The sequence below is a fragment of the Sphingobium yanoikuyae genome, from assembly GCF_013001025.1.
Classification (GTDB): Bacteria; Pseudomonadota; Alphaproteobacteria; order Sphingomonadales; family Sphingomonadaceae; genus Sphingobium; species Sphingobium yanoikuyae_A.
The window spans coordinates 1,357,607-1,381,237 of the sequence record NZ_CP053021.1 but is presented as its reverse complement, the minus strand read 5'-3'; the positions used below and the strand labels follow the sequence as shown (position 1 = coordinate 1,381,237).

Annotated in this window: 24 protein-coding genes; 14 read left to right on the top strand and 10 right to left on the bottom strand. The window is 65.2% G+C overall.

Annotated features, from left to right (window positions below; all coding sequences use genetic code 11):
- Positions 1 to 29: 29 nt before the first annotated feature.
- The 3 genes from HH800_RS07160 to epsC all read right to left on the bottom strand — a co-directional run bounded on the left by HH800_RS07160 (position 30) and on the right by epsC (position 2,758).
- A complete protein-coding gene (locus HH800_RS07160) occupies positions 30 to 1,373 on the bottom strand; it encodes a UDP-glucose dehydrogenase family protein (protein WP_004212408.1) in 1,344 nt (447 codons plus the stop codon).
- A gap of 321 nt (positions 1,374 to 1,694) precedes the next feature.
- Entirely contained in the window at positions 1,695 to 2,042 is a 348-nt protein-coding gene (locus HH800_RS07155) for a DUF2794 domain-containing protein (RefSeq protein ID WP_004212406.1), read from the bottom strand.
- The gene (gene epsC / locus HH800_RS07150) at positions 2,042 to 2,758 is read right to left on the bottom strand and encodes a serine O-acetyltransferase EpsC (protein ID WP_004212405.1); all 717 of its coding nucleotides are present in this window, start codon (positions 2,756 to 2,758) and stop codon (positions 2,042 to 2,044) included. The genes HH800_RS07155 and epsC overlap by 1 nt, the downstream gene beginning before the upstream one ends.
- Before the next feature lie 188 nt (positions 2,759 to 2,946).
- Between epsC and HH800_RS07145 the strand changes: the two genes are divergently transcribed.
- Together HH800_RS07145 and HH800_RS07140 are read left to right on the top strand one after the other, a co-directional pair.
- The gene (locus HH800_RS07145; protein WP_004212403.1) at positions 2,947 to 3,720 is read left to right on the top strand and encodes a sulfite exporter TauE/SafE family protein; all 774 of its coding nucleotides are present in this window, start codon (positions 2,947 to 2,949) and stop codon (positions 3,718 to 3,720) included.
- Positions 3,721 to 3,759: 39 nt separating this feature from the next.
- On the top strand, positions 3,760 to 4,689 hold the full coding sequence (locus HH800_RS07140) for a hydrogen peroxide-inducible genes activator (protein WP_004212401.1): 930 nt from the start codon (positions 3,760 to 3,762) through the stop codon (positions 4,687 to 4,689).
- A gap of 4 nt (positions 4,690 to 4,693) precedes the next feature.
- Here HH800_RS07140 and HH800_RS07135 read toward each other — a convergent pair whose 3' ends face one another.
- The 3 genes from HH800_RS07135 to pgsA are packed head-to-tail and all read right to left on the bottom strand — an operon-like array spanning position 4,694 to position 5,963.
- Positions 4,694 to 5,137, bottom strand: a complete 444-nt coding sequence (locus HH800_RS07135) for a molybdenum cofactor biosynthesis protein MoaE (RefSeq protein ID WP_004212400.1) — start codon at positions 5,135 to 5,137, stop codon at positions 4,694 to 4,696.
- The gene (gene moaD / locus HH800_RS07130; RefSeq protein WP_169860643.1) at positions 5,134 to 5,394 is read right to left on the bottom strand and encodes a molybdopterin converting factor subunit 1; all 261 of its coding nucleotides are present in this window, start codon (positions 5,392 to 5,394) and stop codon (positions 5,134 to 5,136) included. The genes HH800_RS07135 and moaD overlap by 4 nt, the downstream gene beginning before the upstream one ends.
- 5 nt (positions 5,395 to 5,399) lie before the next feature.
- Complete coding sequence (gene pgsA / locus HH800_RS07125; RefSeq protein ID WP_004212395.1) at positions 5,400 to 5,963, bottom strand: CDP-diacylglycerol--glycerol-3-phosphate 3-phosphatidyltransferase; 564 nt, start codon at positions 5,961 to 5,963, stop codon at positions 5,400 to 5,402.
- A 131-nt stretch (positions 5,964 to 6,094) separates the two neighbouring features.
- Between pgsA and HH800_RS07120 the strand changes: the two genes are divergently transcribed.
- On the top strand, positions 6,095 to 7,414 hold the full coding sequence (locus HH800_RS07120) for an MFS transporter (RefSeq protein ID WP_097382938.1): 1,320 nt from the start codon (positions 6,095 to 6,097) through the stop codon (positions 7,412 to 7,414).
- Here HH800_RS07120 and HH800_RS07115 read toward each other — a convergent pair.
- Positions 7,411 to 7,620, bottom strand: coding sequence for a hypothetical protein (locus HH800_RS07115; RefSeq protein WP_004212393.1), 210 nt, complete (start codon positions 7,618 to 7,620; stop codon positions 7,411 to 7,413). The two genes, HH800_RS07120 and HH800_RS07115, sit on opposite strands and share 4 nt — an antisense overlap.
- A 107-nt stretch (positions 7,621 to 7,727) precedes the next feature.
- On the opposite strand from HH800_RS07115, the gene HH800_RS07110 reads away from it, so the two are divergent.
- Positions 7,728 to 9,803 carry a transglycosylase domain-containing protein gene (locus HH800_RS07110; protein WP_169860642.1) on the top strand — a complete coding sequence of 692 codons (2,076 nt, stop codon included), beginning with the start codon at positions 7,728 to 7,730 and terminating at the stop codon, positions 9,801 to 9,803.
- 170 nt (positions 9,804 to 9,973) lie between these two features.
- Positions 9,974 to 11,692, top strand: a complete 1,719-nt coding sequence (locus HH800_RS07105) for an ATP-binding protein (protein ID WP_169860641.1) — start codon at positions 9,974 to 9,976, stop codon at positions 11,690 to 11,692.
- Here the strand turns inward: HH800_RS07105 and HH800_RS07100 are convergent.
- The 3 genes from HH800_RS07100 to HH800_RS07090 all read right to left on the bottom strand — a co-directional run bounded on the left by HH800_RS07100 (position 11,689) and on the right by HH800_RS07090 (position 14,401).
- Positions 11,689 to 12,861, bottom strand: a complete 1,173-nt coding sequence (locus HH800_RS07100) for an NAD(P)/FAD-dependent oxidoreductase (protein WP_169860640.1) — start codon at positions 12,859 to 12,861, stop codon at positions 11,689 to 11,691. The genes HH800_RS07105 and HH800_RS07100 overlap by 4 nt on opposite strands.
- Positions 12,861 to 13,316: a YaiI/YqxD family protein gene (locus tag HH800_RS07095; protein WP_169860639.1), complete on the bottom strand. Its 456-nt coding sequence runs from the start codon at positions 13,314 to 13,316 to the stop codon at positions 12,861 to 12,863. The genes HH800_RS07100 and HH800_RS07095 overlap by 1 nt, the downstream gene beginning before the upstream one ends.
- Before the next feature lie 98 nt (positions 13,317 to 13,414).
- Positions 13,415 to 14,401, bottom strand: coding sequence for an aldo/keto reductase (locus HH800_RS07090; RefSeq protein WP_169860638.1), 987 nt, complete (start codon positions 14,399 to 14,401; stop codon positions 13,415 to 13,417).
- Between the two features lie 99 nt (positions 14,402 to 14,500).
- On the opposite strand from HH800_RS07090, the gene HH800_RS07085 reads away from it, so the two are divergent.
- The 9 genes from HH800_RS07085 (at position 14,501) to HH800_RS07045 (ending at position 23,600) form a co-directional block, all read left to right on the top strand.
- Complete coding sequence (locus HH800_RS07085) at positions 14,501 to 15,397, top strand: LysR family transcriptional regulator (RefSeq protein ID WP_169860637.1); 897 nt, start codon at positions 14,501 to 14,503, stop codon at positions 15,395 to 15,397.
- Between the two features lie 51 nt (positions 15,398 to 15,448).
- Positions 15,449 to 15,871 (top strand): iron-sulfur cluster assembly scaffold protein, encoded by a 423-nt coding sequence (locus tag HH800_RS07080; RefSeq protein WP_125987815.1) that lies wholly within the window; start codon positions 15,449 to 15,451, stop codon positions 15,869 to 15,871.
- Positions 15,871 to 17,673 carry a cation:proton antiporter gene (locus tag HH800_RS07075; protein WP_004212381.1) on the top strand — a complete coding sequence of 601 codons (1,803 nt, stop codon included), beginning with the start codon at positions 15,871 to 15,873 and terminating at the stop codon, positions 17,671 to 17,673. Before HH800_RS07080 ends, HH800_RS07075 begins: the two co-directional genes overlap by 1 nt.
- The gene (locus HH800_RS07070; protein ID WP_125987811.1) at positions 17,670 to 17,999 is read left to right on the top strand and encodes a DUF423 domain-containing protein; all 330 of its coding nucleotides are present in this window, start codon (positions 17,670 to 17,672) and stop codon (positions 17,997 to 17,999) included. The genes HH800_RS07075 and HH800_RS07070 overlap by 4 nt, the downstream gene beginning before the upstream one ends.
- Positions 18,000 to 18,043: 44 nt before the next feature.
- Complete coding sequence (locus tag HH800_RS07065; RefSeq protein WP_017499240.1) at positions 18,044 to 18,511, top strand: Fur family transcriptional regulator; 468 nt, start codon at positions 18,044 to 18,046, stop codon at positions 18,509 to 18,511.
- Positions 18,512 to 18,521: 10 nt separating this feature from the next.
- A complete protein-coding gene (gene pnuC, locus HH800_RS07060; protein ID WP_169860636.1) occupies positions 18,522 to 19,091 on the top strand; it encodes a nicotinamide riboside transporter PnuC in 570 nt (189 codons plus the stop codon).
- A complete protein-coding gene (locus HH800_RS07055; protein ID WP_169860635.1) occupies positions 19,088 to 20,110 on the top strand; it encodes an AAA family ATPase in 1,023 nt (340 codons plus the stop codon). The genes pnuC and HH800_RS07055 overlap by 4 nt, the downstream gene beginning before the upstream one ends.
- Positions 20,111 to 20,120: 10 nt before the next feature.
- Entirely contained in the window at positions 20,121 to 22,040 is a 1,920-nt protein-coding gene (dxs, locus tag HH800_RS07050; RefSeq protein ID WP_169860634.1) for a 1-deoxy-D-xylulose-5-phosphate synthase, read from the top strand.
- A 72-nt stretch (positions 22,041 to 22,112) separates the two neighbouring features.
- A complete protein-coding gene (locus HH800_RS07045; RefSeq protein ID WP_206379198.1) occupies positions 22,113 to 23,600 on the top strand; it encodes a DUF4403 family protein in 1,488 nt (495 codons plus the stop codon).
- Positions 23,601 to 23,631: the final 31 nt, after the last annotated feature.

The window sequence follows — 23,631 nt, the reverse complement described above, 5'->3', positions numbered from 1 at the left end:
AGCCATTTTTGCGACGAGGCGAGGAACTTTTACTCGGCAGCTTCAACCAGCATTTCAGGCTCCGGCGCCATGCCACGGCCAACGCTGTCATAGATAAATCCAGCCGCTTCAGCGACTTCGGGCCGATAGATGTTGCGCAGGTCGACCAGGCCATTGCCGGCCATCACGCCGCGCAGGCGCGACAGGTCGAGCGCGCGCAGCGCGTCCCATTCGGTGACCAGCACGACGGCCGATGCCCCCTGCGCTGCGGCATAGGGATCGTGGAAGAAATCGACATTCTGCAGCAGCGGCTGGGCCGCCTCGATCCCTTCGGGGTCGAAGGCGCGGATCTGCGCGCCACCATCCTGCAGTGCCTGGATGATCGACAGCGACGGCGCATCACGCATATCGTCGGTATTGGGCTTGAAGGTCAGGCCCAGCACCGCAATCGTCTTGCCCCGCACCGATCCGTTGCACACGCCGATCACCTTGCGCGCCATGGCGCGCTTGCGGCTTTCGTTGATCGCGACGGTGGTTTCGATCAGGCGAATGGGCGCGCCGGAATCTTCCGCCGTCTTGACCAGTGCCAGCGTGTCCTTGGGGAAGCAGGAGCCACCATAGCCGGGGCCAGCATGAAGAAATTTTGAACCGATCCGGTTATCAAGGCCGATCCCACGCGCTACCTGTTGCACATCCGCGCCGACCCGTTCGCACAATTCGGCCATCTCGTTGATATAGGTGATCTTCATCGCCAGGAAGGCGTTGGCGGCGTATTTGATCAGTTCGCTGGTGCGACGACCGGTAAACAGCAGTGGCGCCTGGTTGAGATAGAGCGGGCGATAGACCTCTTCCATCACCGGGCGTGCGCGCTCGTCCTCGATGCCGACGACGATGCGATCCGGGCGCTTGAAATCCTCGATCGCGGCGCCCTCGCGCAGGAATTCGGGATTGGAGGCGACCGCGAATTGGGCGTCGGGATTGGTTTCGCGAATGATCCGTTCGACTTCGTCGCCGGTGCCGACCGGCACGGTCGACTTCGTAACCACAACGGTAAAGCCCTTGAGCGCCCCGGCAATCTCGCGCGCGGCATCATAGACATAGCTGAGGTCGGCATGGCCATCGCCCCGACGCGCCGGCGTACCGACCGCAATGAAGACGACATCGGCGTCTGCCACGGACGTTGCCAGATCGGTCGTGAAGCTCAACCGGCCCGCCTTGACGTTGCGCGCGATGAGATCGGCCAGGCCCGGCTCATAGATCGGCACGCCGCCTTCGCGCAACTTGGCGATCTTGCGCTCATCCTTGTCGACGCAGATGATTTCGTGGCCGAAATCCGCGAGGCAGGCGCCCGATACCAGACCAACATAACCAGATCCGGTCATCACGATCCGCATGACAATTCTCCTTGTCCAATGTGCAAGCTAATCGACAATATGCCCGCAACCGATCGCCCCGACCCGGACAGGACGCGACAGAGCGCTCCGGAAAATCCGGATGCGCGCACCTCTCGCCCTGACAAAGATCGAAGCCCCCGGCCTGTTCGGTCAGTTGCCGCGTCAGTGGAACCAGCCACCTGTTGACGCGATGCAGCATAAGTCGGGTCATGACGCTGTTGCAACGCGACTTGGCGCTACGCGGGCACATGTGGACGTGGGGCGAATGGAAAATGCGCCGAACTGCCGCAGCGCGCGGGCGCAATTAACCGGATCGGCGGATCAGTCCTCGACGATGCGCATCAATTTGCGTTCGACAGGCGCCAATATCCCCTGCAACTCCTGCCCGCGCTTGAGCACATGACCCGCTTCACCCACCAGCGCCCACATGCCCTGGCGGTTGCGCAACGCCGGCCGCTTCTCGATCCGATATTCAGGACGCTCGGCAGAACGCCGGAAAGCGGAGAAAATTGCCGCCTCACGCCCCAGGTCCATGGCATAGTCGCGCCAGTGTCCGGCAGCGACCATGCGGCCATAGAGATCCATGATCCGCTGCAATTCCAGGCGATCGAACCCGACCTGCCCCTGTTGCTGGCCGTTGGGTGCTGGGAACGGCGTCACATTGGACATCAGGCCCGGCCACGCTCCTTGAACAGGGCGACGTCATCGGCAGGCAGTTCGGGCGCCTGCTTCTGCGCCAGCAACTCGGCCAACCGCTTCTGCAACTGCTCCACTTCGCACTGCAGCAATTCCAGCTTCTGCTTTTCCGGATCGAAGCAATCGGAGCAGGGCGTGCCATAGGGCAGGAAGTCGCGCTGATAGGCGGTGACATCGACCAGCATCGCGCGCGCGGGAATGCCGACCATGGTCGCGGCCTCCGCCACATCCTTGGTCACCACCGCATTGGCGCCGACACGGGCACGGGCGCCGACACGGACCGGCCCCAGCACCTGCGCACCCGACCCCACGATCACGCCATTCTCCAGCGTCGGATGGCGCTTTCCGGCAATCCCGTTGGCGGGATCGGTCCCGCCCAGCGTCACATTCTGATAGAGGGTGACATCATCGCCAATCTCCGCCGTCTCGCCGATCACGGTGAAGCCATGATCGATGAAGAAGCGCTTGCCGATCTTCGCGCCGGGATGAATGTCATTGCCGGTCAGGAAGCGCGACAGATGATTGACCGCCCGCGCCAGGAAATAGAGCCGCGCGCGATAGAGACGATGCGCCACGCGATGGAAGGCCAGCGACCAGATACCGGGATAAAGCAGGATTTCCGCCCGCGATCGCGGCGCAGGGTCGCGCGACTTGACCGAATCCAGATAGGCGATGAGATTACGCAGCATCGAAACGTCCCTGAACGGACCCGCCCTGCTGGCGCGCCCCTTTTACCCTGTTGCCAGCAACATAGAGATTAAGCGGCAATTTTTCCAGAGCGCGCCCTAATTCGCCTTCCCGGCCCAAAACAGAAACTTGCTTGGCGCCTCAAGATATACCAATCATTGAGGTAGACAATTAGAACGAAGGTGATTGGATGATCGACACATTTATCGCCCATTTTGGCGAAATACTGCCCTTCATCCTGATCGGCTTCGGCGCGCAGATTATCGATGGCGCCCTCGGCATGGCCTATGGCGTGATTTCCAGCACCCTGTTGCTGGCCATGGGCGTGCCGCCCAGCCGTGCGTCCGCCAGCGTCCATGCCGCCGAAACCTTCACCACCGGCGTGTCCGCGATCAGCCATATCCTGCACCGCAATGTCGACTGGGGCCTGTTCGCCCGGCTCGTCATTCCCGGCGTGATCGGCGGCGTGGCCGGCGCCTACCTGCTCTCCAACATCGACGGCGCGATCATCAAGCCCTTCGTCCAGTTCTACCTGGCAGCGATCGGCATCTACCTGATCTGGCGCGGCTTCCATTTCCCCCCGCACAGCAAGAGCCCGAAATGGGTCGCGCCGCTGGGCCTGGTCGGCGGATTCATGGACGCGTCGGGCGGCGGCGGCTGGGGTCCGGTCGTGACATCCAACCTGCTGATCCAGGGATCGAGCCCGCGCCACACCATCGGCACGGTCAACAGCGTCGAATTCATTCTGACCCTGTCGATCAGCCTCACCTTCCTGTTCCATCTGGGCTGGGAAAGCTTCACCACCTACACGATCGGCCTGCTGATCGGCGGCGTGGTGGCAGCCCCCTTTGGCGCCATGCTGGCCCGCCATGTCGCGCCTAAAGTGCTGTTCGTGGCCGTCGGCATCATCCTGACCCTGACGTCGGCCTTCGGCATCGCCAAATATCTTGGTTATATCGGATAATTCGCTTATATTCGGATTTCTAATTCAGGAATCCGATAAATGTCGAACTACATGCCCACGCTCAAACAGCTGCAATATTTGGTTGCGCTGAAGGAACATGGCCATTTCGGCAAGGCAGCCGACAGCTGCTATGTGACCCAGTCCACCCTGTCTGCCGGCATCCGCGAACTGGAATCCCTGATCGGCGTCACGCTGGTCGAGCGAACGCGCCGCGTCGTGCGCTTCACGGCGCTGGGCGATCGCATCGTCGAAAAGGCGCACCGCGTCCTGCGCGAGGCGGAGGAGCTTGCCGCGATCGCCGAGGCGTCAGGCAAGCCGCTGACCGGCGAATTGCGGATGAGCGTCATCCCGACGATTGCGCCCTTCCTGCTACCCCGTCTGCTTCCCCGCCTGCGCGCCGACCGGCCGGAACTGAAACTCTATCTGCGCGAGGAAACGACCCAGGCGGCGATCGATTCGCTGCGCCATGGCAATGTCGACTGCGTGCTGATGGCCCTGCCCTATCCGACCGGCGAACTGGATAGCGAGATATTGTTCCAGGATCCGCTCTATGTCGCCTTCCCGCGCGACGATCCGACCAATCCGCCGGACTGGATCAAGCCGGACATGATCGACGAGAACAAGCTGCTGCTGCTGGAGGACGGGCATTGCCTGAAGGACCATGCGCTGGCCGCCTGCAATCGCCCCGACCTGCGCGCCAGCGCGACGATGATGGGCACCTCGCTCCACACGCTGATCCAGATGGTCGACAATGGCCTGGGCGTCACGATGCTGCCGGAAATGGCGCTGGCCGGCGGCATATTGGAACATACCAATATCACCGCACGCCCGCTGCAGTCCGATCATGCCTGGCGCGACATTGCCCTGGTCTGGCGCAAGAACAGCCCGCGCGAAAAGGAATTCCATCTGCTCGCCGAGATATTGCGCGACGCGGCGGACCATCCAGCAATCCGCGCCAACGCCGCCTGATCGATCAGCGATCCCAATCCTGCGCCTTGGCCTCATCCTCGGCGCGGGGCGCGACCCAGGCGCCTGCGCCATCGGCATAATGCGCCTTTTTCCAGAAGGGCGCGCGCGATTTCAGCCAGTCGATCAGGAAGGCGCAGCTTTCCAGCGCCGCCGCGCGATGCCGTGATGCCGTGCCGACGAACACGATCCGCTCGCCCGGCAGCAGCCGGCCATGGCGATGAATGATGGACAGTCCCAGCAGCGGCCAGCGCGCCATCGCCTCCTCCGCGATCCGTTCGGCCTGGCGCTGCGTCATCGCCGGATAATGTTCCAGTTCCAGCGCCACCAGCCCCTCTTCGCCGCGGACGATACCGGTGAAACTGGCCACCCCGCCGCCGCCCAGCGCTTCGAGCGCGGCAAGCTCGGCCGAAATATCGAAATCATCCGCCTGGATGGCGACCCGTTTCATCCACCCGTGACCGGCGGGAACAGCGCCAATTCCCGCGCCGTGCCGATTGCCTGATCGAAACCGACAAACTGCTGGTCCAGCGCCGCGCGCAACCGATCCGGATCGGCCAGCGCTTCGGCATAGCCACCGCCCTGCGCCGCCAGTCGCGCCACCAGTTCCGCTACAGTCTCATCCGGCGAAGCCAGTTCGACCCGCTCCTCATCGCGGCCAATGGCTTCGCGCACCCAGGCAAAATAGACGAGGGTCACAGTCGCCATGCCGGTCAATCCATATGCTTGATGCCAACGCGCAGATAATCCCAGCCGGTAATCAGCGTCAGGATCGCGGCGGCCCACAGGGTCAGGATGCCAACGCTCTGCACGAAGGGGAATTGCGGCACGGCGCCGGCCAGGATCAAGGCGCCCAGCGCGATCAACTGGAACGTCGTCTTCCACTTGGCGAGGCGCGACACCGGGACCGACACCTGAAGGCCGGCCAGAAATTCCCGCAGCCCCGACACGGCAATCTCGCGCAGCAGGATGATCATCGCGGCCGCGATATGGATGCCGGCGATGTCGCGCGTCGCGGCGAGCATCAGGATGACCGCGCCGACCATGATCTTGTCCGCGATCGGATCAAGGAACACGCCGAGCTTCGACACCGCACCCTGCGCACGGGCGAGGTAGCCGTCGAAATAGTCGGTGATGCCCATCAGGCAGTAGAGACCGAAGGCAAGGCCATAGCCCGTGGTCCAGCGCGCGCCCATCTCGCCGGGCCACAACAGGGCCACCAGCAAGGGCACGGTGATGATGCGCGAAAGCGTCAGCAAATTGGGCAGCGTCAGCATCAGGGCGACCTGCCACAGTCCCGCATCGGGCACAAGCGAAGGCAGCAAGAAGTGAACAGGAAATTGGACAGGCCCGCCTGCAGCGGCTAGACCGCCCCCCGGTCGTCCACAGCGAAAAGCCAAACGCACTCATGCAAGCCTCACTCAGGCTCCTCAAAAAGCGCCGTTTTCTGCCGCTTTTCATCACCCAGCTTCTCGGCGCCTTCAACGATAACCTGTTCAAGAACGCCATGGTGCTGTTCGTGGTGTATCAGGTCTATAATGACGAGCGGTCCGAAACCTGGTTCAGTGCGCTGGCCACCGGCATCTTCATCATTCCCTTCTTCCTGCTGTCCGCCCTGTCGGGCCAATTGGCCGATCAGCGCGACAAGGCCGTCATCATCCGCTGGGTGAAGGCAGCCGAAATCATCATCATGACGGTCGGCGCGACCGGCCTGGCGCTGATCTGGAGCGGCATTGCCGTCCATATCCTGGCGATCCCACTGCTGCTCGCCGCGCTGTTCGCGATGGGCATCCACTCCACCTTCTTCGGCCCGATCAAATATGCGATCCTGCCCCAACATCTGCACGATGACGAGGTTCTGGGCGGCACCGGGCTGGTGGAAGCCGGCACCTATATCGCGATCCTGGCCGGCACCATCCTCGCCGGCATCATCCCGATCGAGGCCGCGGCCATCGGCGTGGTGGTGACCGCCTTCATTGGCTATTTTGCCAGCCGGGCCGTGCCCCCTGCCCCATCGCTGCTCGCCAAGCAGCCGATCGACTTCCACGTCATCCGATCCTCGGTCGCGCTGGTGCGCGGCACGATGCATATTCCGCGCCTCTATCTGGCGATCATGTCGATCAGCTTCTTCTGGGCCGTGGGATCGGTGCTGTTCATCCAGTTCCCGCCGCTGGTGAAGAATGTCCTGACCGCGGACAAGTCGGTCGCCAGCCTGTTCCTGGCGATCTTCTCGATCGGCATCGCGATCGGATCGATCGCGATCAACCGGCTGCTCGCCGGCCATGTCTCGGCCAAATATGCACCCGCGTCGGTGATCGGCATGGGCTGCTGCATCATCGCCTTCCATGTGGTGTGTGACCTGTGGACGCCGGCGCCGGGCGGCCAGATGCTGCCGCTCGCCGGCTTCCTCGCCCATCCGATGGCGATCCCGCTGTCGCTCTGCCTGCTCGGCGTGGCGACCTTTGGCGGCATGTTCGTGGTGCCGCTCTACGCCTTCCTCACGACCACGGTCGAGAAGTGCGAAGCGGCGCGCACCGTGGCGGCCAATAATATCGTCAATTCCGGCGCCATGGTGGTCGGATCACTGATCGCGATCGGCCTGACCCTAGCCGGCCTGGAGGTGGTCTATCAGCTGCTGCTGGTGGCGGCGATGTGCCTGCCCTGCGCCTGGCTGGCCTGGCGGCTGCACAAGGCCTGTGACGGCCCGGCCTGCAGCGGCGAGCTTTAGAAGATGAAGCTGTAGAAAGCTGTGAAGAAGGCCGAGAAGCTCAGCACGAACAGCTTCCAGTCATTGTCGTCGGAGACGGCCACATCGCGGCGGCGACGCGCCTGCGACGACGCATCGTCCGTCAGCTGGAAAATGTGACGGGGCAGCCGCTGCCGAAAGGGGTGCCGGGCGGCTTCGTTGGTGAGGACGAGGACTCGGTTTCTCATAAGGATTGGTTAACGCGATATTTACCATTAGTTCCATGGCAAATTTCGTAAAATCCGGGATGTCCCGTCGCGGGACAGACTTGACCGTATCAACAACATAATACAGCATGGCCGTGCCGATGACCGAATTGCCCAACCCCGCCCCTACCGGCACGCCCGCCCCGGCTGCTGACGAAGCGCGCCCGTTCGGCGCCGGCCCGCCCAGCGCCTTTGCCCCGCCCACCCCGTGGAAGCGGCGGCTGCAGATTTTCGGCTGGATCGTGGCGGTGGGGCTGGCCCTGTTGATGCTGATCATCGCCTGGCTGGCGGTGACGGCGCCGATGTCGCGTTCGCTCCAGCCCATTGCCCCGCCCAGCATCAGCCTGATGTCGGCCGACGGCCATCTGGTCGCGCGGCGCGGCGCCATCATCGACAAGCCGGTGGAGGTGGCCAAGCTGCCCGCCCATGTCCCCCAGGCCTTCATGGCGATCGAGGATCGCCGCTTCTATGACCATTGGGGTGTCGATCCGCGCGGCATCGCCCGCGCCATGTGGCACAATATCTGGTCCGATGGATCATCGCAGGGCGGCAGCACCATCACCCAGCAGCTGGCCAAGGGCGTATTCCTGTCGAGCGATCGGACCATGGGCCGCAAGGCGCGCGAAGCGCTGATCGCCTTCTGGCTGGAGGCCTGGCTGACCAAGGACCAGATCCTCGAACGCTACCTCTCGAACGTCTATTTCGGCGACAATGTCTATGGCCTGCGCGCCGCCTCGCTCCATTATTTCGATCGTCAGCCCGAACGGCTGACCATATCCCAGGCCGCGATGCTGGCCGGCCTGCTGAAGGCGCCCTCGCGCCTTGCACCGACCAGCAACCTGAAGGGCGCGCGCGCCCGCGCCGCGCTGGTGACGCAGGCGATGGTCGAGGCCGGCTATATCAGCAAGGCCCAGCGCGATCAGCTCGCCCCGGCCCGCCTTGATGTGCGCGAGTCCCCGGATGCCACCAGCGGCACCTATTTTGCCGACTGGGTGCTGCCCGAAGCGCGCGACCGGGCGGGCGCCGTCTATGGCGCGCAGGAGGTGAAGACGACGCTCGACTGGCGCATCCAGCGCCTCGCCGAAGCCGCGATCCGGCGCGCGCCGCTGGGCGGGGCACAGGTGGCGCTGGTGGCGATGAAGCCCGACGGCAGCGTCGTCGCCATGATCGGCGGCAAGAATTACGAGAAGAGCAGCTTCAACCGCGCCGTGCAGGCGAAGCGCCAGCCCGGCTCCACCTTCAAGCTGTTCGTCTATCTCGCCGCGTTCCGCGCCGGCATGACGCCCGACGACATGATCGAGGATACGCCGATCACCACCGGCACCTATCGCCCGGCCAATCATGGCGGCAAATATCGCGGCCGCATCACGTTGCGCCAGGCCTTTGCCGCGTCGAGCAATGTGGCAGCCGTGCGCCTGACCCAGAAGGTCGGCGTCGACAATGTCATCAAGGTTGCCCGCGATCTGGGCGTTACCGCGCCGCTGACCGAGGATCTCAGCCTCGCGCTCGGCACGTCGGAAATCCCGCTGGTGGAACTGGCCGAGGCCTATGCGTCGGTGGCGGCCGGCGCCTATCCGGTGCTCGCCCATGGCCTGCCCCCCGAGGAACAGGGCTGGTTCGATCGCCTGATGAAGCGCCAGCGTCATTTCAGCGACGACCAGCTCGAAATGATCCGCGACCTCCTGTCGTCCGCCGCCAATCGCGGCACTGGCAGCGCCGCCGCGCTGCGCACCAGCACCTTTGGCAAGACCGGCACGACCCAGGATAGTCGCGACGCGATTTTCGTCGGCTATGCCGGCGGCCTGGTGACGGCAGTGTGGATCGGCAATGACGACAATGCCCCGCTGCCCGGCGGCGCGGCCGGCGGCGGTGTGCCAGCACGTATTTGGCGCAATTTCATGGCCGGCGCCATCAACGAGCCAGTCGAGAAGGTGCCCGAGGAAGAGCAAGATCCCGACCTGGTAAACGCCATCGCCAATGTCAGCGTCGAAACCGGCATCGGCAATGTCGGCGTCGGCATGGATCAGGGCGGAATGACCGTCACGATCGATGGCAACCAGCTTCGCATTCCGTCCGACCAGCCTTTGCCGCTGCCGCCGCAGGGCGTGCCCCCACCGCGGATCGCGCCGACCCAGCCCCAGGAAAATGAACCGCCGCAGCCATGACGGCGATTTCGACCCCCCGCATTTCATGGCTTCGCGCCCGCACGAACAAGCCGTAAAATTGCGTATATTATGTAATCATACCTAGTCTTAACCTACTGACAAATCTCCATTTCCCCTGCCCGTCTGATCGATGATATAGTGCGATTCCCTTCCACTTCAGAGGTCACACGATGAATGGAGCATATGGCCGGGAAGACCATTCGACTCAGAAGGCGCTCGCGGCCCGCTGGACCATAGCGGCCGAGGCCATGGAAGCCCTGGCCGGCGCGCGGTCCCTGGATGCGGTGGTCGCCGTCCTGCGCGCCTTCGCCCGCCGCGCCGTCGGCGCAGACGGTATCGCGGTCGTGCTGCGCGACGGCGACAAATGCCATTATATCGCCGAGGACGCCAAGGCGCCTTTATGGGCCGGGCAACGATTCCCGGCGGAAACCTGTGTGTCCGGCTGGGCGATGCTGAACCAGGAAACCGCGGTCATCGCCGACATATTCGACGATGTCCGGGTGCCGGTCGATGCCTATAGCCAGACCTTCGTCCGCAGCATGATCATGGTGCCGATCGGCCGGGTCGACCCGATCGCCGCCGTGGGCGCCTATTGGTCCGAACCGGCGATGCCGACCGACAATGAGATTTCGCTGCTCGAAGCGCTGGCACGGGCCGCGTCCACCGCACTCGAAAATGGCCGACTCTTCAGCGCACTCGAATCCCTGAACGATCATCTAGACCAGCGCGTGCGCGAACGCACGAGCGAACTGGAAAGCGCGCAGGACAAGCTGCGGCAAATCCAGAAGATGGACGTGCTGGGCCAGTTGACCGGGCATGTCGCGCATGACTTCAACAATCTGCTGACGCCGATCATCGGCGGGCTGGACCAGATCATCGCCGGTGGTCGATCCCCCGAAGCGGTCGCCCGTACCGCCAATATCGCGATGCAGGCGGCGGAAACCGCGCAGACGCTGGTCAAGCGGCTGCTGGCCTTCGGCCGTCGCCAGCCGTTGCAACCGACATCGGTCAATCTTTCCGAGACGCTGGAGAATATGCAGACCTTGCTGGTCAGCACGGTCGGCCCGCAGATCATTCTCCATGTCGATGCCGCGCCGGATGTGCCGCCGGTACGCGCCGATCGACATCAGCTGGAACTGGCCATCCTCAACCTGGTGGTCAACGCGCGCGACGCCATGCCGAACGGCGGCCAGGTCATCATTTCCGCCGAACGGTGCAAGAGCCGCCTCCCCGTGCCACTGATCCCCGGCCAATTTGTCTGCCTGCGCATCACCGACACCGGCATCGGCATGACCCCGGCGGTCCAGGCATCTGCAACCGAGCCCTTCTTCACGACCAAGCCGGTCGGTCATGGCACCGGGCTTGGCCTGTCCATGGCGCATGGCCTGGCCGGCCAGTTGGGCGGTGCGCTCGAAATCGTCAGCGAAGTGGGCCAGGGCACGGAAGTCCAGCTCTGGCTGCCGATCGAGAAGCAGAAGCCGGTGGCCGTGGTGGCGGATGGTGATGGCGGCGAGATCACAGCAACGCAAGGCAAGGTGCTGCTGATCGACGACAATGCCCTGGTCCGCCATGGCACGCGGGAAATGCTGACCGACCTTGGCTATGACGTGGTCGACATCGACAATGCCGAACTGGGACTCAGCATGATCGCCGCCGATTTCCGGCCCGACATCGTCGTCACCGACCATATCATGCCCGGCATGACCGGCGCCGAACTGGCGCTGCGGTTGCGCGTCGACCATCCCGAGATCGCGCTGCTCATCATATCGGGCTATGAAGGCGTCGACCTGATCGCCCCGGATATTCCGCGCCTTTCCAAGCCCTTCCGCCGCCAGCATCTTCAGGCCAGCATCGCGGCCGCGCAGGCGCAGACCGTGGGGCGTGCCTAGAGCGCCTGCCCCGCCGCCCAGCCGCTGGCCCAGGCCCATTGGAAATTATAGCCGCCGAGCCAGCCGGTGACGTCGACCGCCTCGCCAATGGCGTAGAGGCCCGGCACCTTGGCGGCTTCCATCGTCCGCGACGACAGGCCAGCGGTGGCGATGCCGCCGACCGTGACCTCCGCCTTGGCATAGCCTTCGGTGCCGGACGGTATGAAGGACCAGCCCGCCAGCCGCTCGCCAATCTGGCGCAGGGTCTTGTCGGGCAGATTGCCAAGGTCGCCCTGCGCCCCGATCCGTTCGAGCAGGGCGTCCGCCATGCGCTCGGGAAAATGCTCGGCCAGCATACGCCGCAAGCCGGTGCGTGGACGGTTGCGCTTTTCGGCCAGCAACCAGTCCACGCCGAGGTCGGGCAGGAAATTGACGTGGATCGGCGTGCGATGTTCCCAATAGGAGGAAATCTGCAGCATCGCCGGGCCGGAGAGGCCGCGATGGGTGAACAGCGCCGCCTCGCGAAACCGGGTCTTGTTCCAGCGCACCTCCACCTCGGCCGATACACCGGAGAGCGACTGGAACAGGGCGTCGTCCGGCCCCAGGGTGAAGGGCACCAGTGCCGGCCGGGGCTGCACCACCTTGAGATCGAACTGGCGCGCGACCTCATAGGCGATGCCCGTCGCGCCCAATTTCGGGATGGACGGGCCACCGGTCGCCAGCACCAAAGACGGCGCCGACACGATGCGATCGCCCAGCTTGACGCGAAACAGGCCATCGCCATGGCTGATATCCGTCACCGGCTGGCCCAGCGCCATGGTCACGCCGCCGGCCGCGCATTCCTCTTCCAGCATCGCCACGACCTGTTTCGCCGATCCGTCGCAGAACAGCTGCCCCAGCGTCTTTTCATGCCAGGCAATGCCATAGCGGCCGATCAGGGTAAGGAAATCCTGCGGCGTGTAGCGGCCCAGCGCCGATTTGGCGAAATGCGGATTGGCCGACAGATAGCGGTCGGCAGCGGTATGGGTATTGGTGAAATTGCAGCGCCCACCGCCGGAGATAAGGATCTTCTTGCCCGGTGCATCGGCATGGTCGGCCAGCAGCACCCGGCGGCCGCGCTGGCCGGCAGTCGCGGCGCACATCATACCCGCGGCGCCGGCACCCAGGATTATCGCATCATAATCGCCCATCACCGCCCCCGCTTGATCCGCACGATGGCCTCGTCCAGCGCGGACAGGAAGCGCGAACGATCCGTCTTGGAGAAAGGCGGCGGCCCGCCGATTGGATCGCCCACGGCGCCGGCGCGCAGGTCCGCCATGATCGCCCGCACAGCAATCGCGCTACCGATCGAGGCGCTGGTGAAGGGCTTGCCGTTGGGGGAGATCACCCCGGCACCGGCCTTGAGGCAACGGTCGGCGAGCAGGATGTCGGCGGTGATGCAGAGCGCATCGGCACCGGCGCGTTCGGCGATCCAGTCATCGGCGGCGTCGAACCCGTCGCTCACCACCACGCGGTCGATCAACTCATGCGCCGGAATGCGGATCGGGCTGTTGCTGACGATGGTGACCGGCACGCCATGGCGGAAGGCAACCTTGTAGATTTCCTCCTTCACCGGGCAGGCGTCGGCATCGACCAATATGTGCATCGCCGCGCTATCCTTTTCGTTCCGGCCGTTCGCGGCGGCGATAGGCGGACAGGGACAAACGCGCAATGGGCCGGGGAAACACCCCGGCCCACAGTTCGTCAACGCCCGACGATTTCGAGCAGGTGCGGCGGGTAGCGCTCGCCCTCGACCGGGATGGCGTCGGCCGCCTCCCGAATGCGGGTCAGGTCGGCATCACTCAGTTCGACCTTGGCCGCGCCCAGATTTTCCTCCAGCCGGTGCAGCTTGGTGGTGCCGGGGATCGGCACGATCCAGGGCTTCTGCGCCAGCAGCCAGGCGATCGCGATCTGTGCAGGGGTCGCCCCCTTCTCGGCCGCGATGCCCTTGAGGAGATCGACCAGCGCCAGGTTCTTCTCCCGCGCCTCGGCGGCGAAGCGCGGCAGGCTGTTGCGGAAATCGCCCTCGGCCAGCGCAGTATCCTTGCCGATCGCGCCGGTCAGGAAGCCCTTGCCGAGCGGGCTGTAGGGCACGAAGCCGATGCCCAGTTCCTCGCAGGCTTCAAGGATGCCGTTGGTTTCCGGGCCGCGGGTCCAGAGCGAATATTCATTCTGGAGCGCGGCGACCGACTGCACCGCATGGGCGCGGCGGACCGTTGCAGCTGACGGCTCGGACAGGCCGAAATGCCTGACCTTGCCCTCGGCGATCAGATCCCTGACCGCCCCTGCCACATCCTCGATGGGCACGGCCGGATCGACGCGATGCTGGTAGAAGAGATCGATCACCTCGACGCCCAGCCGCTTGAGCGAGGCGTCCGCCACCGCGCGGATATTGTCCGGCCGGCTGTTGAGCGCGCCAAGACCGGCGCCGATGTCGAAGCCGAACTTGGTGGCGATCACCACCTGGTCGCGCACCGGCGCCAGCGCGGCGCCGACCATTTCCTCGTTGGTATAGGGGCCATAGACCTCCGCCGTGTCGAAGAAGGTGACACCGAAGTCGACAGCTGCACGGATCAATCTGATCCCTTCATCCTGGCTGACGGCGGTGCCATAGCCGAAATTGAGGCCCATGCAGCCCAAGCCAATGGCCGAAACCTCCAGCCCGCTCTTGCCCAAAAGTCGCTTTTCCATAGCGGTCACTCCGATTTGATGTCCGAACGGAAGATAGGCTGTCGCCAAGCGGCGGATTAGATCATAAAAGCGGCAAGACTTTATATCCGGAGTTCATAAATGCGGCGCGAAGAGCTGGTCGACCTCAACGCCTTCCTGATGGTCGCCGACACCGGCAATTTCACCCGAGCGGCCGCGCTGCTCGGCACGTCGCAGTCCGCGCTCAGCCATACCATCAGGCGGCTGGAAACGCGCCTGGGCGTGCGCCTACTGACCCGCACCACCCGCAGCGTGTCCCTGACCGAGGCCGGCGATCGCCTGTCCGCCACGCTGCGCCCGGCGCTCGACAGCATCGCGACCGAACTGGCTTCGCTCGGCGACCTGCGCGAAAGGCCGGCCGGCACCATCCGCATCACCGCTGCCGAACATGCCAGCAACACGGTCGTCTGGCCAGCATTGCAACGGCTGTTGCCGCGCTATCCCGACATCCATGTCGAATTGAGCATCGATTCCGGCTTTGTCGACATCGTCAAGGAACGCTTCGATGCTGGCGTGCGGCTGGGCGAGGCGATCGCCAAGGATATGGTCGCCGTGCGCATCGGCCCGGACCTGCGCATGATCGTGGTCGGCGCGCCCGCCTATTTCGCCAGCCGCCCGGTGCCGCGCACGCCGCAGGATCTGGCCGCTCATGACTGCATCAATCTGCGCCTGCGCAGCGCCGGCGGCCTTTACGCCTGGGAACTGGAAAAGGACGACCATGAAATCCGGGTGCGGGTGGAGGGGCAACTGGCGTTCAACAGCATCGAGATGATCCGCCGCGCCGCCCTCGCCGGCTTCGGCCTCGCCTTCGTGATGGAGGATCAGGTGCGCGCGGATATCGACGAAGGCCGGCTGATCCCGGTGCTGGAGGACTGGTGCCCGCCCTTTGCCGGCTATCATCTCTATTATCCCAGCCGCCGCCAGCCGGCCGCTGCGTTCAGCATATTGGTGGACGCGCTGCGCTATCGCGGCCCCTAGGCCATTTTGCCGCCTTCTCCCGCAGGCATAACTGTCCTACATGGAGGGATAATGAGCGCATCCCTCTACAATAACGACATTCTTCGCCTCGCGGCGAGCATCCCGCACCACCAGCGGCTGGCCGATCCGCAAGCCAGCGTGGAGAAGCGGTCGCCGACCTGCGGCTCGCGCATCACGGCCGATGTCCGCATGGCCGACGGCAAGCTCGCCGAAATGGGCCTGGACGTGAAGGCCTGCGCGCTGGGCCAGGCCTCCGCCGCGCTGATGGCGGCCCAGGCGATCGGCCTCACTGCTGACGAACTGGCAGAGGCGCGCGACAAGCTGGCCGCCTATCTGTCGGGCGAGAGCGAAGATCTGGATTTCTGGCCCGGCCTTGCCGTGCTGGCGCCGGCCCGCGGCTATCCTGCGCGCCATCCCTCGATCCGGCTCGGTTTCGAAGCGATTGCCGAAGCCGCACGGATGGCGGACGCCTGATGCCGGTCGCCGAAACCGCCATGTCGGCCACCGACGTTCTCCTGTCCGAAGGCGTGATCCTGCTCGGCGTCGCCGTGGCCTTCGTCCTGCTGTTCCGCCGCTTCGGCCTGGGCGCGGTGCTGGGCTATCTCGTCGCCGGCGCGCTGGTCGGCCCGCAAGGGCTGGGTCTCGTCGGCGGCGCGGAATCGAAGCTGGCCATTGCCGAAATCGGCATCGTCCTGCTGCTCTTTCTCGTCGGGCTCGAACTCCATCCCGCGCGCCTGTGGCGACTGAAGCGCGACATCTTCGCGCTTGGCCTGGCGCAGGTCGTGCTGTGCGGCCTCGCCCTCATCGCCATCATCTTCTACTCGACCGGCTTCACCTGGGGCGCCGCGATCGCGCTTGGCCTGCCGCTCGCCCTCTCCTCGACCGCGCAGGTGCTGCCCAGCCTCAAGAGCAGCGGCCGCATCAACTCGCCCTTTGGCGAGAAGGTCTTCTCGATCCTGCTGTTCCAGGATCTCTCAATCGTTCCGCTGATTACCATCGTCGCGGCTCTTTCCCGCAATCCGGCAGATGCCGGCGGCCCGCCCGGATGGGTGCTGGCCGGCTATACCGTCGCCGCGATCGCCGGGCTGGTGCTGGCCGGCCGCTTCATCCTGCGACCGTTGCTCAATCTGGTCGGTCGGCAGGGCGAGCGCGAACTGTTCGTTGCAGTCGGCCTGTTCACCGTGCTGGCCGCCGCATCGGTGATGCACAGCCTGCATCTCTCGACCGCGCTTGGCGCCTTCGTCGCGGGCGTGATGCTGGCCGACTCGCCCTATCGCCACGAAATCGAATCCGACGTCGAGCCGTTCCGCTCCATCCTGCTCGGCCTCTTCTTCCTGGCCGTCGGCATGGTGCTGGACCTGCGCGCCGTCGCCGCCAATCCCCTGTTCGTCATCGGCATGGCGGCGATGCTGGTGGCCGCCAAGACCGCGATCATCGCCCTGCTCGCCCGGCTGTTCGGCATGGCCTGGCAACAGGCGCTGAGCGCCGGCCTGCTGCTCTCCCAAGGCGGTGAATTCGGCTTCGTCCTCTTCGCCCAGGCGCAGAATGCCTATCTGATCGCACCGCAGGCGGCGAGCCTGTTCAGCGCGATCGTCACCTTCTCGATGGCGACGACGCCCTTCCTGATGCTGTTCGCCCGCCGGTTCGAATTCGCCCAGCCCAAGGATCGCGACGACCTGCCGGGGCCGGAGGATGCGCCGCGCGGCAGCGCCATCATCGTGGGCTATGGCCGGTTCGGCCAGACCGTGGCCCAGATGCTGATGGGCCATGGCTTCGGCGTCGTGCTGATCGACAAGAAGCCCGCCCAGATCGAGGTGTCGAGCCGCTTCGACATGAAGGTCTATTATGGCGATGGCACGCGGATCGACCTGCTCCGCCGCGCCGGTGCCGACGAAGCCCGGCTGATCGCCTTCTGCATCGACGATCCTTCGCTGGATGGCCGTGTGCTGCAGCCCATTGCCGAAGCCTTCCCCCAGGCCGCGCTGATGGCGCGCGTGTTCGATCGTCGCCAGATCCTGGCGATGCAGGATATCGAACTGGCCGGCGTGGTGCGGGAAGTGTTCGAATCGGCCATCTGCATGGGCGTCCAGGCGATGCAGACGCTGGGTGTGCCGCCCGAAGAGGTCGAGGAAGTCGAGCGCCAGTATCGCGAGAATGACGGCCAGCGGCTCGCCCTGCAGATCGAGCATGGCAATCTGCTGGCGGCCAAGGATCTGATGTACCGCCCCGGCCGGGGCATGCGCCTGCGCGCGCGCGGAGATGGAGAAGAAGCATGATCGCCATTCTGGCCGCCCTGTCGGCAGCGCTTGCCATTGCTGCCGGTGCCTTTGGTGCCCATGGCGCCGCCAGCCCGCAGGCAGCGGAGTGGCTGCGCACCGGCGGCCTCTATCAGCTCATCCATGCCGTCGCCGTCCTGACGATCATGGGCATTACGCGCGGCGGCGCCCTGTTGCTGCTGATCGGCGCGGCGATCTTTGCCGTCAGCCTCTATGCCATGGCGCTGGGCTGCCCGCGCTGGCTGGGCGCAGTGACGCCGATCGGCGGCGCGATGATGATCGGCGGCTGGCTCTGGGCGGCCATTGCCTATTGGCAGCGCGGCTGAGCCAGCCACTTGCCGCCGCAGTTGGACACGCCTAGATAATCGCCATGGCAGATCATTCGCACCATCATCATCAGGAACCCACCGGCAAGAAGCTGGCCGACGCGGCGCAGGCTACGCTGGAGGCGAAGGATGAGCAGTGGACGCCGATGCGCGCCGCCATCTTCGACGCACTGGCGGCCGAAGAAAAGCCGGCATCGGCCTATGATATCGCCGACACTGTGTCCAAGGCGCGCGGCAAGCGGGTCGCGCCCAACAGCGTCTACCGCATCCTCGACCTGTTCGTGGCGAACAATATCGCGATGCGGGTGGAAAGCGCGAACGCCTATATCGCCAACGCCCATCCCGGTTGCCATCATGACTGTATCTTCCTGGTCTGCGACAGCTGCGGCCAGGTGACGCATATCGACAATGATCCCATCACCGGATCGCTGCGGTCGGTGGCGGAAAAGGCCGGATTCGCGCCGGTGCGTCCAGTGATCGAGGTGCGCGGCACCTGTAGCGCCTGCCACTGACGGGCGGTTCATGACCATCATCGAATGGGTCGCAGCGGCGCTCGGCCTGGTCAATGTCGCGCTGGTGGCGCGCCGTTCGCTGTGGAACTATCCGTTCGGCATCGCCATGGTCGCGCTCTATTTCTTCGTCTTCTTCGAGGCGAAGCTCTACAGCGACGCGCTGCTGCAAATCTTCTTCCTGGTGATCAACGCCTATGGCTGGTGGAACTGGGTGCATAGCGAGAAGGTCGCCGACGGCGGCATAGCGGTGGCCCGCCTTAGCGTTCCGGCCCGCCTCGCCTGGATCGCGGGCACTGCGCTCGCCAGCCTGGCCTGGGGCCTGGGCATGGCGCGCTTCACCGACGCCGCCGCGCCCTTCGCCGACGCCATGATCGCCGGCATGAGCGTCGCCGCGCAGATATTGCAGTCGCAGCGCAAGGTCGAAAGCTGGGTTCTGTGGGTGGCGGTCGATGCCCTTGCCACCGGCCTGTTCTGGAGCCGCGGCCTGACCGCGACGTCGATCCTCTACGCCATCTTCTTCTTCATCGCGCTATGGGGCCTGATCGCCTGGCGCCGCACGATGGACCGGGCGCCGGCATGACCCGCGGCTTCCTGCTCGGCAAGTTCATGCCGCCCCATGCCGGCCATCAGATGCTGATCGACAGTGCGCGGGCGATGGTGGACGAACTCACCATCCTGGTCTGCTGGTTGCCGGGCGATCCGATCCCCGGTCCACTGCGGCTGCAATGGATGCGCGAACTGGCGCCGGGGTGCCGGGTCATCGGCCATGATGCGGTCGTGCCGCAGGCGCCTGAAGACTCCGCCGACTTCTGGCCGATCTGGCGGGCCATCGTGGCGCAGGCCCATCCCGAGCCGATCGACCTGCTGTTCGCCGGCGAAGCCTATGGGCTGCGGCTGGCGCAGGAAGTCGGCGGCCGCTTCGTGCCGCTGGGTGCCCGCATCCTGGGCGCGGACCAGGACGGACTGGGCGGCCTGTCCGCCAGCGCCGTGCGTGCCGATCCCTGGAGCCAGTGGCGCTGGATCGCGCCGCCGGTCCGCGCGCATTTCACCCGGACGATCGTGCTGCATGGCGTCGAAAGCACCGGCAAGTCGATACTGGCCGAACGGCTCGCCCGGCATTTCGACACGATCTGGGTGCCCGAATATGGCCGCGCCCAGGCCGAAGTTCACAGTGTCGATATGGACGAGGCCGACCTGCTGCTGATCGGCGCGGCCCAGTTCGCGACGATCACCGCCGGCCAGCGGCTGGCGAACCGTCGCCTGTTCGCCGACACCGACGCGCTGATGACGGCGGCCTGGGCCGAGATGATGATCGGCCATGCGCCCGACGCGCTGCTCGCTTACCCGAAGGCCGACCTCTATCTGCTGCTGGAACCCGATGTCGCCTGGATCGACGATGGCACACGTATCTATGGCGACGATCCGGTGCGGGCGCGATTTGCCGATATCAGCCGGAACGTGCTGATCAACAGCGGCGTTAACTGGGCTTCGGTCGGCGGGGATTGGGACAGCCGTTTCACCCGCGCCGTTTCCCTGATTGAAGATTTGGCGCCCCCCTACATGACGTCAGGGTTCGACTTGGCGCAGGAAAGCGAGTAGGCAGTTCCCCATGTCCAATCCGTCCACGCCGTTGCTCGACACCGTCAAGATCCCCGCCGACCTGCGCAAGCTGCAGCCCGACCAGCTCCGCCAGCTAGCCGATGAGCTGCGCACCGAAACCATCGCCGCCGTCGGCGTGACCGGGGGCCATCTGGGGTCGGGCCTGGGTGTCGTGGAACTGACCACCGCCATCCATTATGTGTTCGACACGCCCAACGACAAGCTGGTCTGGGACGTGGGCCATCAATGCTATCCGCACAAGATATTGACCGGCCGGCGCGATCGCATCCGCACCCTGCGTCAGGGCGGCGGCCTCAGTGGCTTCACCAAGCGTGCCGAATCCGAATATGACCCGTTCGGCGCGGCGCACAGCTCGACCTCGATCAGCGCGGCGCTCGGCTTTGCCGTCGCCAACAAGATGCAGGACAAGCCCGGCAAGGGCATCGCCGTGATCGGCGACGGCGCCATGTCGGCCGGCATGGCCTATGAGGCGATGAACAACGCACGCGAGGCCGGCAACCGTCTGGTCGTCATCCTCAACGACAATGACATGTCGATCGCGCCCCCGGTCGGTGGCCTGTCCGCCTATCTCGCCCGGCTCGTGTCGAGCCGCGAGTTTCTGGGCCTGCGCGACATGGCCAAGAAGCTGGCGCGCAAGCTGCCCCGCCCGCTGCACAAGGCGGCCAAGAAGACCGACGAGTTTGCCCGCGGCATGGCGACCGGCGGCACTCTGTTCGAGGAACTGGGCTTCTATTATGTCGGCCCGATCGACGGCCATAATCTCGAACATCTGATCCCGGTGCTGGAAAATGTCCGCGATGCGGCCGAAGGACCGTGCCTGATCCATGTCGTGACCCAGAAGGGCAAGGGCTATGGCCCGGCCGAGGCCGCCGCCGACAAATATCATGGCGTGCAGAAGTTCGACGTCATCACCGGCACCCAGGCCAAGGCCCCTCCGGGGCCGCCCAGCTACACCAATGTCTTCGCCCAGGCGCTGATCGCCGAGGCCGAGCGCGATCCGCGCGTGTGCGCGATAACCGCCGCCATGCCGTCGGGCACGGGCCTCGACAAGTTCGAACTGGCCTTCCCCGACCGCATCTTCGACGTCGGCATCGCCGAACAGCATGCCGTGACCTTCGCGGCGGGCCTCGCGGCAGAGGGAATGCGCCCCTTCTGCGCCATTTACTCCACCTTCCTGCAGCGCGCCTATGACCAGGTGGTGCATGATGTCGCGATCCAGAACCTGCCCGTGCGCTTCGCCATCGACCGCGCCGGTCTGGTCGGCGCCGACGGCTCCACCCATGCCGGCAGCTTCGACGTCACCTATCTCGCCAGCCTGCCTAATTTCGTCGTGATGGCCGCGGCCGACGAGGCGGAACTGACGCACATGGTCCATACTTGCGCCGTGCATGACAGCGGGCCGATCGCGGTCCGCTACCCGCGCGGCAACGGCACCGGCGTCGCCATGCCGGAGGTTCCCGAAGCGCTGGAGATCGGCAAGGGCCGCGTCGTGCGCGAAGGGCGCCAGGTCGCCATCCTGTCGCTCGGCACCCGGCTGGAAGAAGCGATGAAGGCCGCCGACACGCTGGAGGCCAAGGGCCTGTCCGCCTCTGTCGTCGACCTGCGCTTCGCCAAGCCGCTGGACGAGGCGTTGATCCGCCGGATGCTGACCACCCATGAGGTGGCGGTGACGATCGAGGAAGGCTCGATCGGCGGTCTGGGCGCCCATGTCCTCACGCTGGCGAGCGACCTTGGCCTGACCGACAACGGCCTCAAGATCCGCACCATGCGCCTGCCTGACATCTTCCAGGATCAGGACAAGCCCGAACAGCAATATGCCGATGCGCGGCTGGATGCAGATGCAATCGTCGACACCGTGCTGACGGCGCTGCGCCACAACAGCGCCGGCGTGGAGGAAGCGCGGGCCTGAAGGTCCACGCTGGACCTCCCCACCCAACTGCCCTAGCCTGCCTTTCGCTGGACCATGTCCGGGAGAAGGCGGTTGGGCAGAGTATTGCCGGGTCGACATCATCGCTGGCTGCTGCTCCTGCCGCTGCTCGCCGCCTGTTCGCAGAAACAGGCGGTGGAGCCGCCTCCGCGCGCCAATGATCCCGTGCCGGCGACCAGCGCATCCTCCATCATCAGCGTCCCGGTGGAGATCGACCGCGCCCTGATTGCCCTGGCGATCGAGCGGGCCATGCCGCGACAGCTCTGGCGGATCGACCGGCCAGGCACGCGCTGCGTCCAGCCCAGGCGGGTCAAATTGCTCGGCAAGCAGATCAGGGTGACGCCGCCGATCGACTGCCACATCATCGGCGAAGTCACGCGCGGGCCGATCCGCCTGCGCGGCAATGGGCGCGACCTGATCGCTGACATCCCGATCCATGCGCAGGTCAGCGCGCGTGACATTGCAGGCCTGCTGAAAGGTGAGACCGCCACCGGCGACGCCATGGCCCATGCCCGTATCCAGTTGTCGCTCGACACCCAGTGGCGCCCCCATGGCACGCTGAGGCTCAGCTATGACTGGACCCAGACGCCCGGCATCGACTTCCTCGGCCAGCGCATCACCTTCGCCGACAAGGTGGATCGCAAGATCGCGCCGGTCATCCGCGACCTCGAACGGCAATTGCCGCGCGAACTGGCCAAGGTCGACCTGCGCAGCAAGATCGAGCGGCTGTGGCGCGCGGCCTTCACCAGCCTCTCGCTCAACGACCATGATCCGCCGGTATGGATGCGCGTCACGCCCCAACGCTTCCTGTTCGACGGCTATGGCAACAGCGGCGCGCAACTGCGCTTCCGACTGGGAATAGAGGCACTGACCGAAACCGTGGTCGGCGACCGTCCGGTCGATCCGCAGCCGACCGGACTGCCACCGCCCGCGCGTGCGCCGATCGATGACGCGCTGCATTTCTTCCTGCCGGTGCGGGCCGATTATGCGCAGTTGGAGCCGGTCATCCTGCGTGCCCTGCACAAGCGCGCCGCGCGCCCGTTCGAATTGCCAAAGCTAGGCCCTATCATCGCGCGCTTCGACAAGCTGACCGCCTATGGCACGACGGGCAACCGCATCGCCGTGGGCGTTACGCTCGCGGCGCGTCCGGCGGACAGCAAGCTCGGCGATACCCATGGCACCGTCTGGCTGACCGCCCGCCCGGTCAACCAGCCCAATTCGGCGCTGGTCCATTTCGAGGATCTGCAGGTGACCGGCACCAGCGACGGGATCGGCGGCGACATCCTGATCGCGCTGGCCGGAAGCCCCGCCTTTTCCAGCGTCATCGCCGACGCCCTCAGCCAGAATTTCACCCATGACCTGGAGGAGTTGAAAGGCAAGATCCGGCGCGCCATCGGCGAGCGCAAAACCCCACATTTCCGTATCCGCACCAATTTGGACAGCACGGAAATCGGCCAGATTAATGCCCACGGTCAGGGCCTGTATCTGCCGGTGCGGGCAACCGGACGGGCCTCGATCCGCTACGCCGGCGGGCCGTTATAGAGCAACCATATAGTTGCATATCCCCGTCTTG

What these genes read in the sequence shown, in the direction of transcription:
- HH800_RS07115 (WP_004212393.1), bottom strand. Translation starts at nt 7,620, where the DNA reads ATGAGAAACCGAGTCCTCGTCCTCACCAACGAAGCCGCCCGGCACCCC.
- pgsA (WP_004212395.1), bottom strand. Translation starts at nt 5,963, where the DNA reads ATGCTGACGCTGCCCAATTTGCTGACGCTTTCGCGCATCATCACCGTG.
- dxs (WP_169860634.1), top strand. Translation starts at nt 20,121, where the DNA reads ATGTCCAATCCGTCCACGCCGTTGCTCGACACCGTCAAGATCCCCGCC.
- HH800_RS07085 (WP_169860637.1), top strand. Translation starts at nt 14,501, where the DNA reads ATGCGGCGCGAAGAGCTGGTCGACCTCAACGCCTTCCTGATGGTCGCC.
- HH800_RS07100 (WP_169860640.1), bottom strand. Translation starts at nt 12,861, where the DNA reads ATGGGCGATTATGATGCGATAATCCTGGGTGCCGGCGCCGCGGGTATG.
- HH800_RS07080 (WP_125987815.1), top strand. Translation starts at nt 15,449, where the DNA reads ATGAGCGCATCCCTCTACAATAACGACATTCTTCGCCTCGCGGCGAGC.
- epsC (WP_004212405.1), bottom strand. Translation starts at nt 2,758, where the DNA reads ATGCTGCGTAATCTCATCGCCTATCTGGATTCGGTCAAGTCGCGCGAC.
- pnuC (WP_169860636.1), top strand. Translation starts at nt 18,522, where the DNA reads ATGACCATCATCGAATGGGTCGCAGCGGCGCTCGGCCTGGTCAATGTC.
- HH800_RS07155 (WP_004212406.1), bottom strand. Translation starts at nt 2,042, where the DNA reads ATGTCCAATGTGACGCCGTTCCCAGCACCCAACGGCCAGCAACAGGGG.
- HH800_RS07065 (WP_017499240.1), top strand. Translation starts at nt 18,044, where the DNA reads ATGGCAGATCATTCGCACCATCATCATCAGGAACCCACCGGCAAGAAG.
- HH800_RS07105 (WP_169860641.1), top strand. Translation starts at nt 9,974, where the DNA reads ATGAATGGAGCATATGGCCGGGAAGACCATTCGACTCAGAAGGCGCTC.
- HH800_RS07075 (WP_004212381.1), top strand. Translation starts at nt 15,871, where the DNA reads ATGCCGGTCGCCGAAACCGCCATGTCGGCCACCGACGTTCTCCTGTCC.
- moaD (WP_169860643.1), bottom strand. Translation starts at nt 5,394, where the DNA reads ATGGCGACTGTGACCCTCGTCTATTTTGCCTGGGTGCGCGAAGCCATT.
- HH800_RS07055 (WP_169860635.1), top strand. Translation starts at nt 19,088, where the DNA reads ATGACCCGCGGCTTCCTGCTCGGCAAGTTCATGCCGCCCCATGCCGGC.
- HH800_RS07090 (WP_169860638.1), bottom strand. Translation starts at nt 14,401, where the DNA reads ATGGAAAAGCGACTTTTGGGCAAGAGCGGGCTGGAGGTTTCGGCCATT.
- HH800_RS07160 (WP_004212408.1), bottom strand. Translation starts at nt 1,373, where the DNA reads ATGCGGATCGTGATGACCGGATCTGGTTATGTTGGTCTGGTATCGGGC.
- HH800_RS07110 (WP_169860642.1), top strand. Translation starts at nt 7,728, where the DNA reads ATGGCCGTGCCGATGACCGAATTGCCCAACCCCGCCCCTACCGGCACG.
- HH800_RS07135 (WP_004212400.1), bottom strand. Translation starts at nt 5,137, where the DNA reads ATGAAACGGGTCGCCATCCAGGCGGATGATTTCGATATTTCGGCCGAG.
- HH800_RS07120 (WP_097382938.1), top strand. Translation starts at nt 6,095, where the DNA reads ATGCAAGCCTCACTCAGGCTCCTCAAAAAGCGCCGTTTTCTGCCGCTT.
- HH800_RS07145 (WP_004212403.1), top strand. Translation starts at nt 2,947, where the DNA reads ATGATCGACACATTTATCGCCCATTTTGGCGAAATACTGCCCTTCATC.
- HH800_RS07095 (WP_169860639.1), bottom strand. Translation starts at nt 13,316, where the DNA reads ATGCACATATTGGTCGATGCCGACGCCTGCCCGGTGAAGGAGGAAATC.
- HH800_RS07140 (WP_004212401.1), top strand. Translation starts at nt 3,760, where the DNA reads ATGTCGAACTACATGCCCACGCTCAAACAGCTGCAATATTTGGTTGCG.
- HH800_RS07070 (WP_125987811.1), top strand. Translation starts at nt 17,670, where the DNA reads ATGATCGCCATTCTGGCCGCCCTGTCGGCAGCGCTTGCCATTGCTGCC.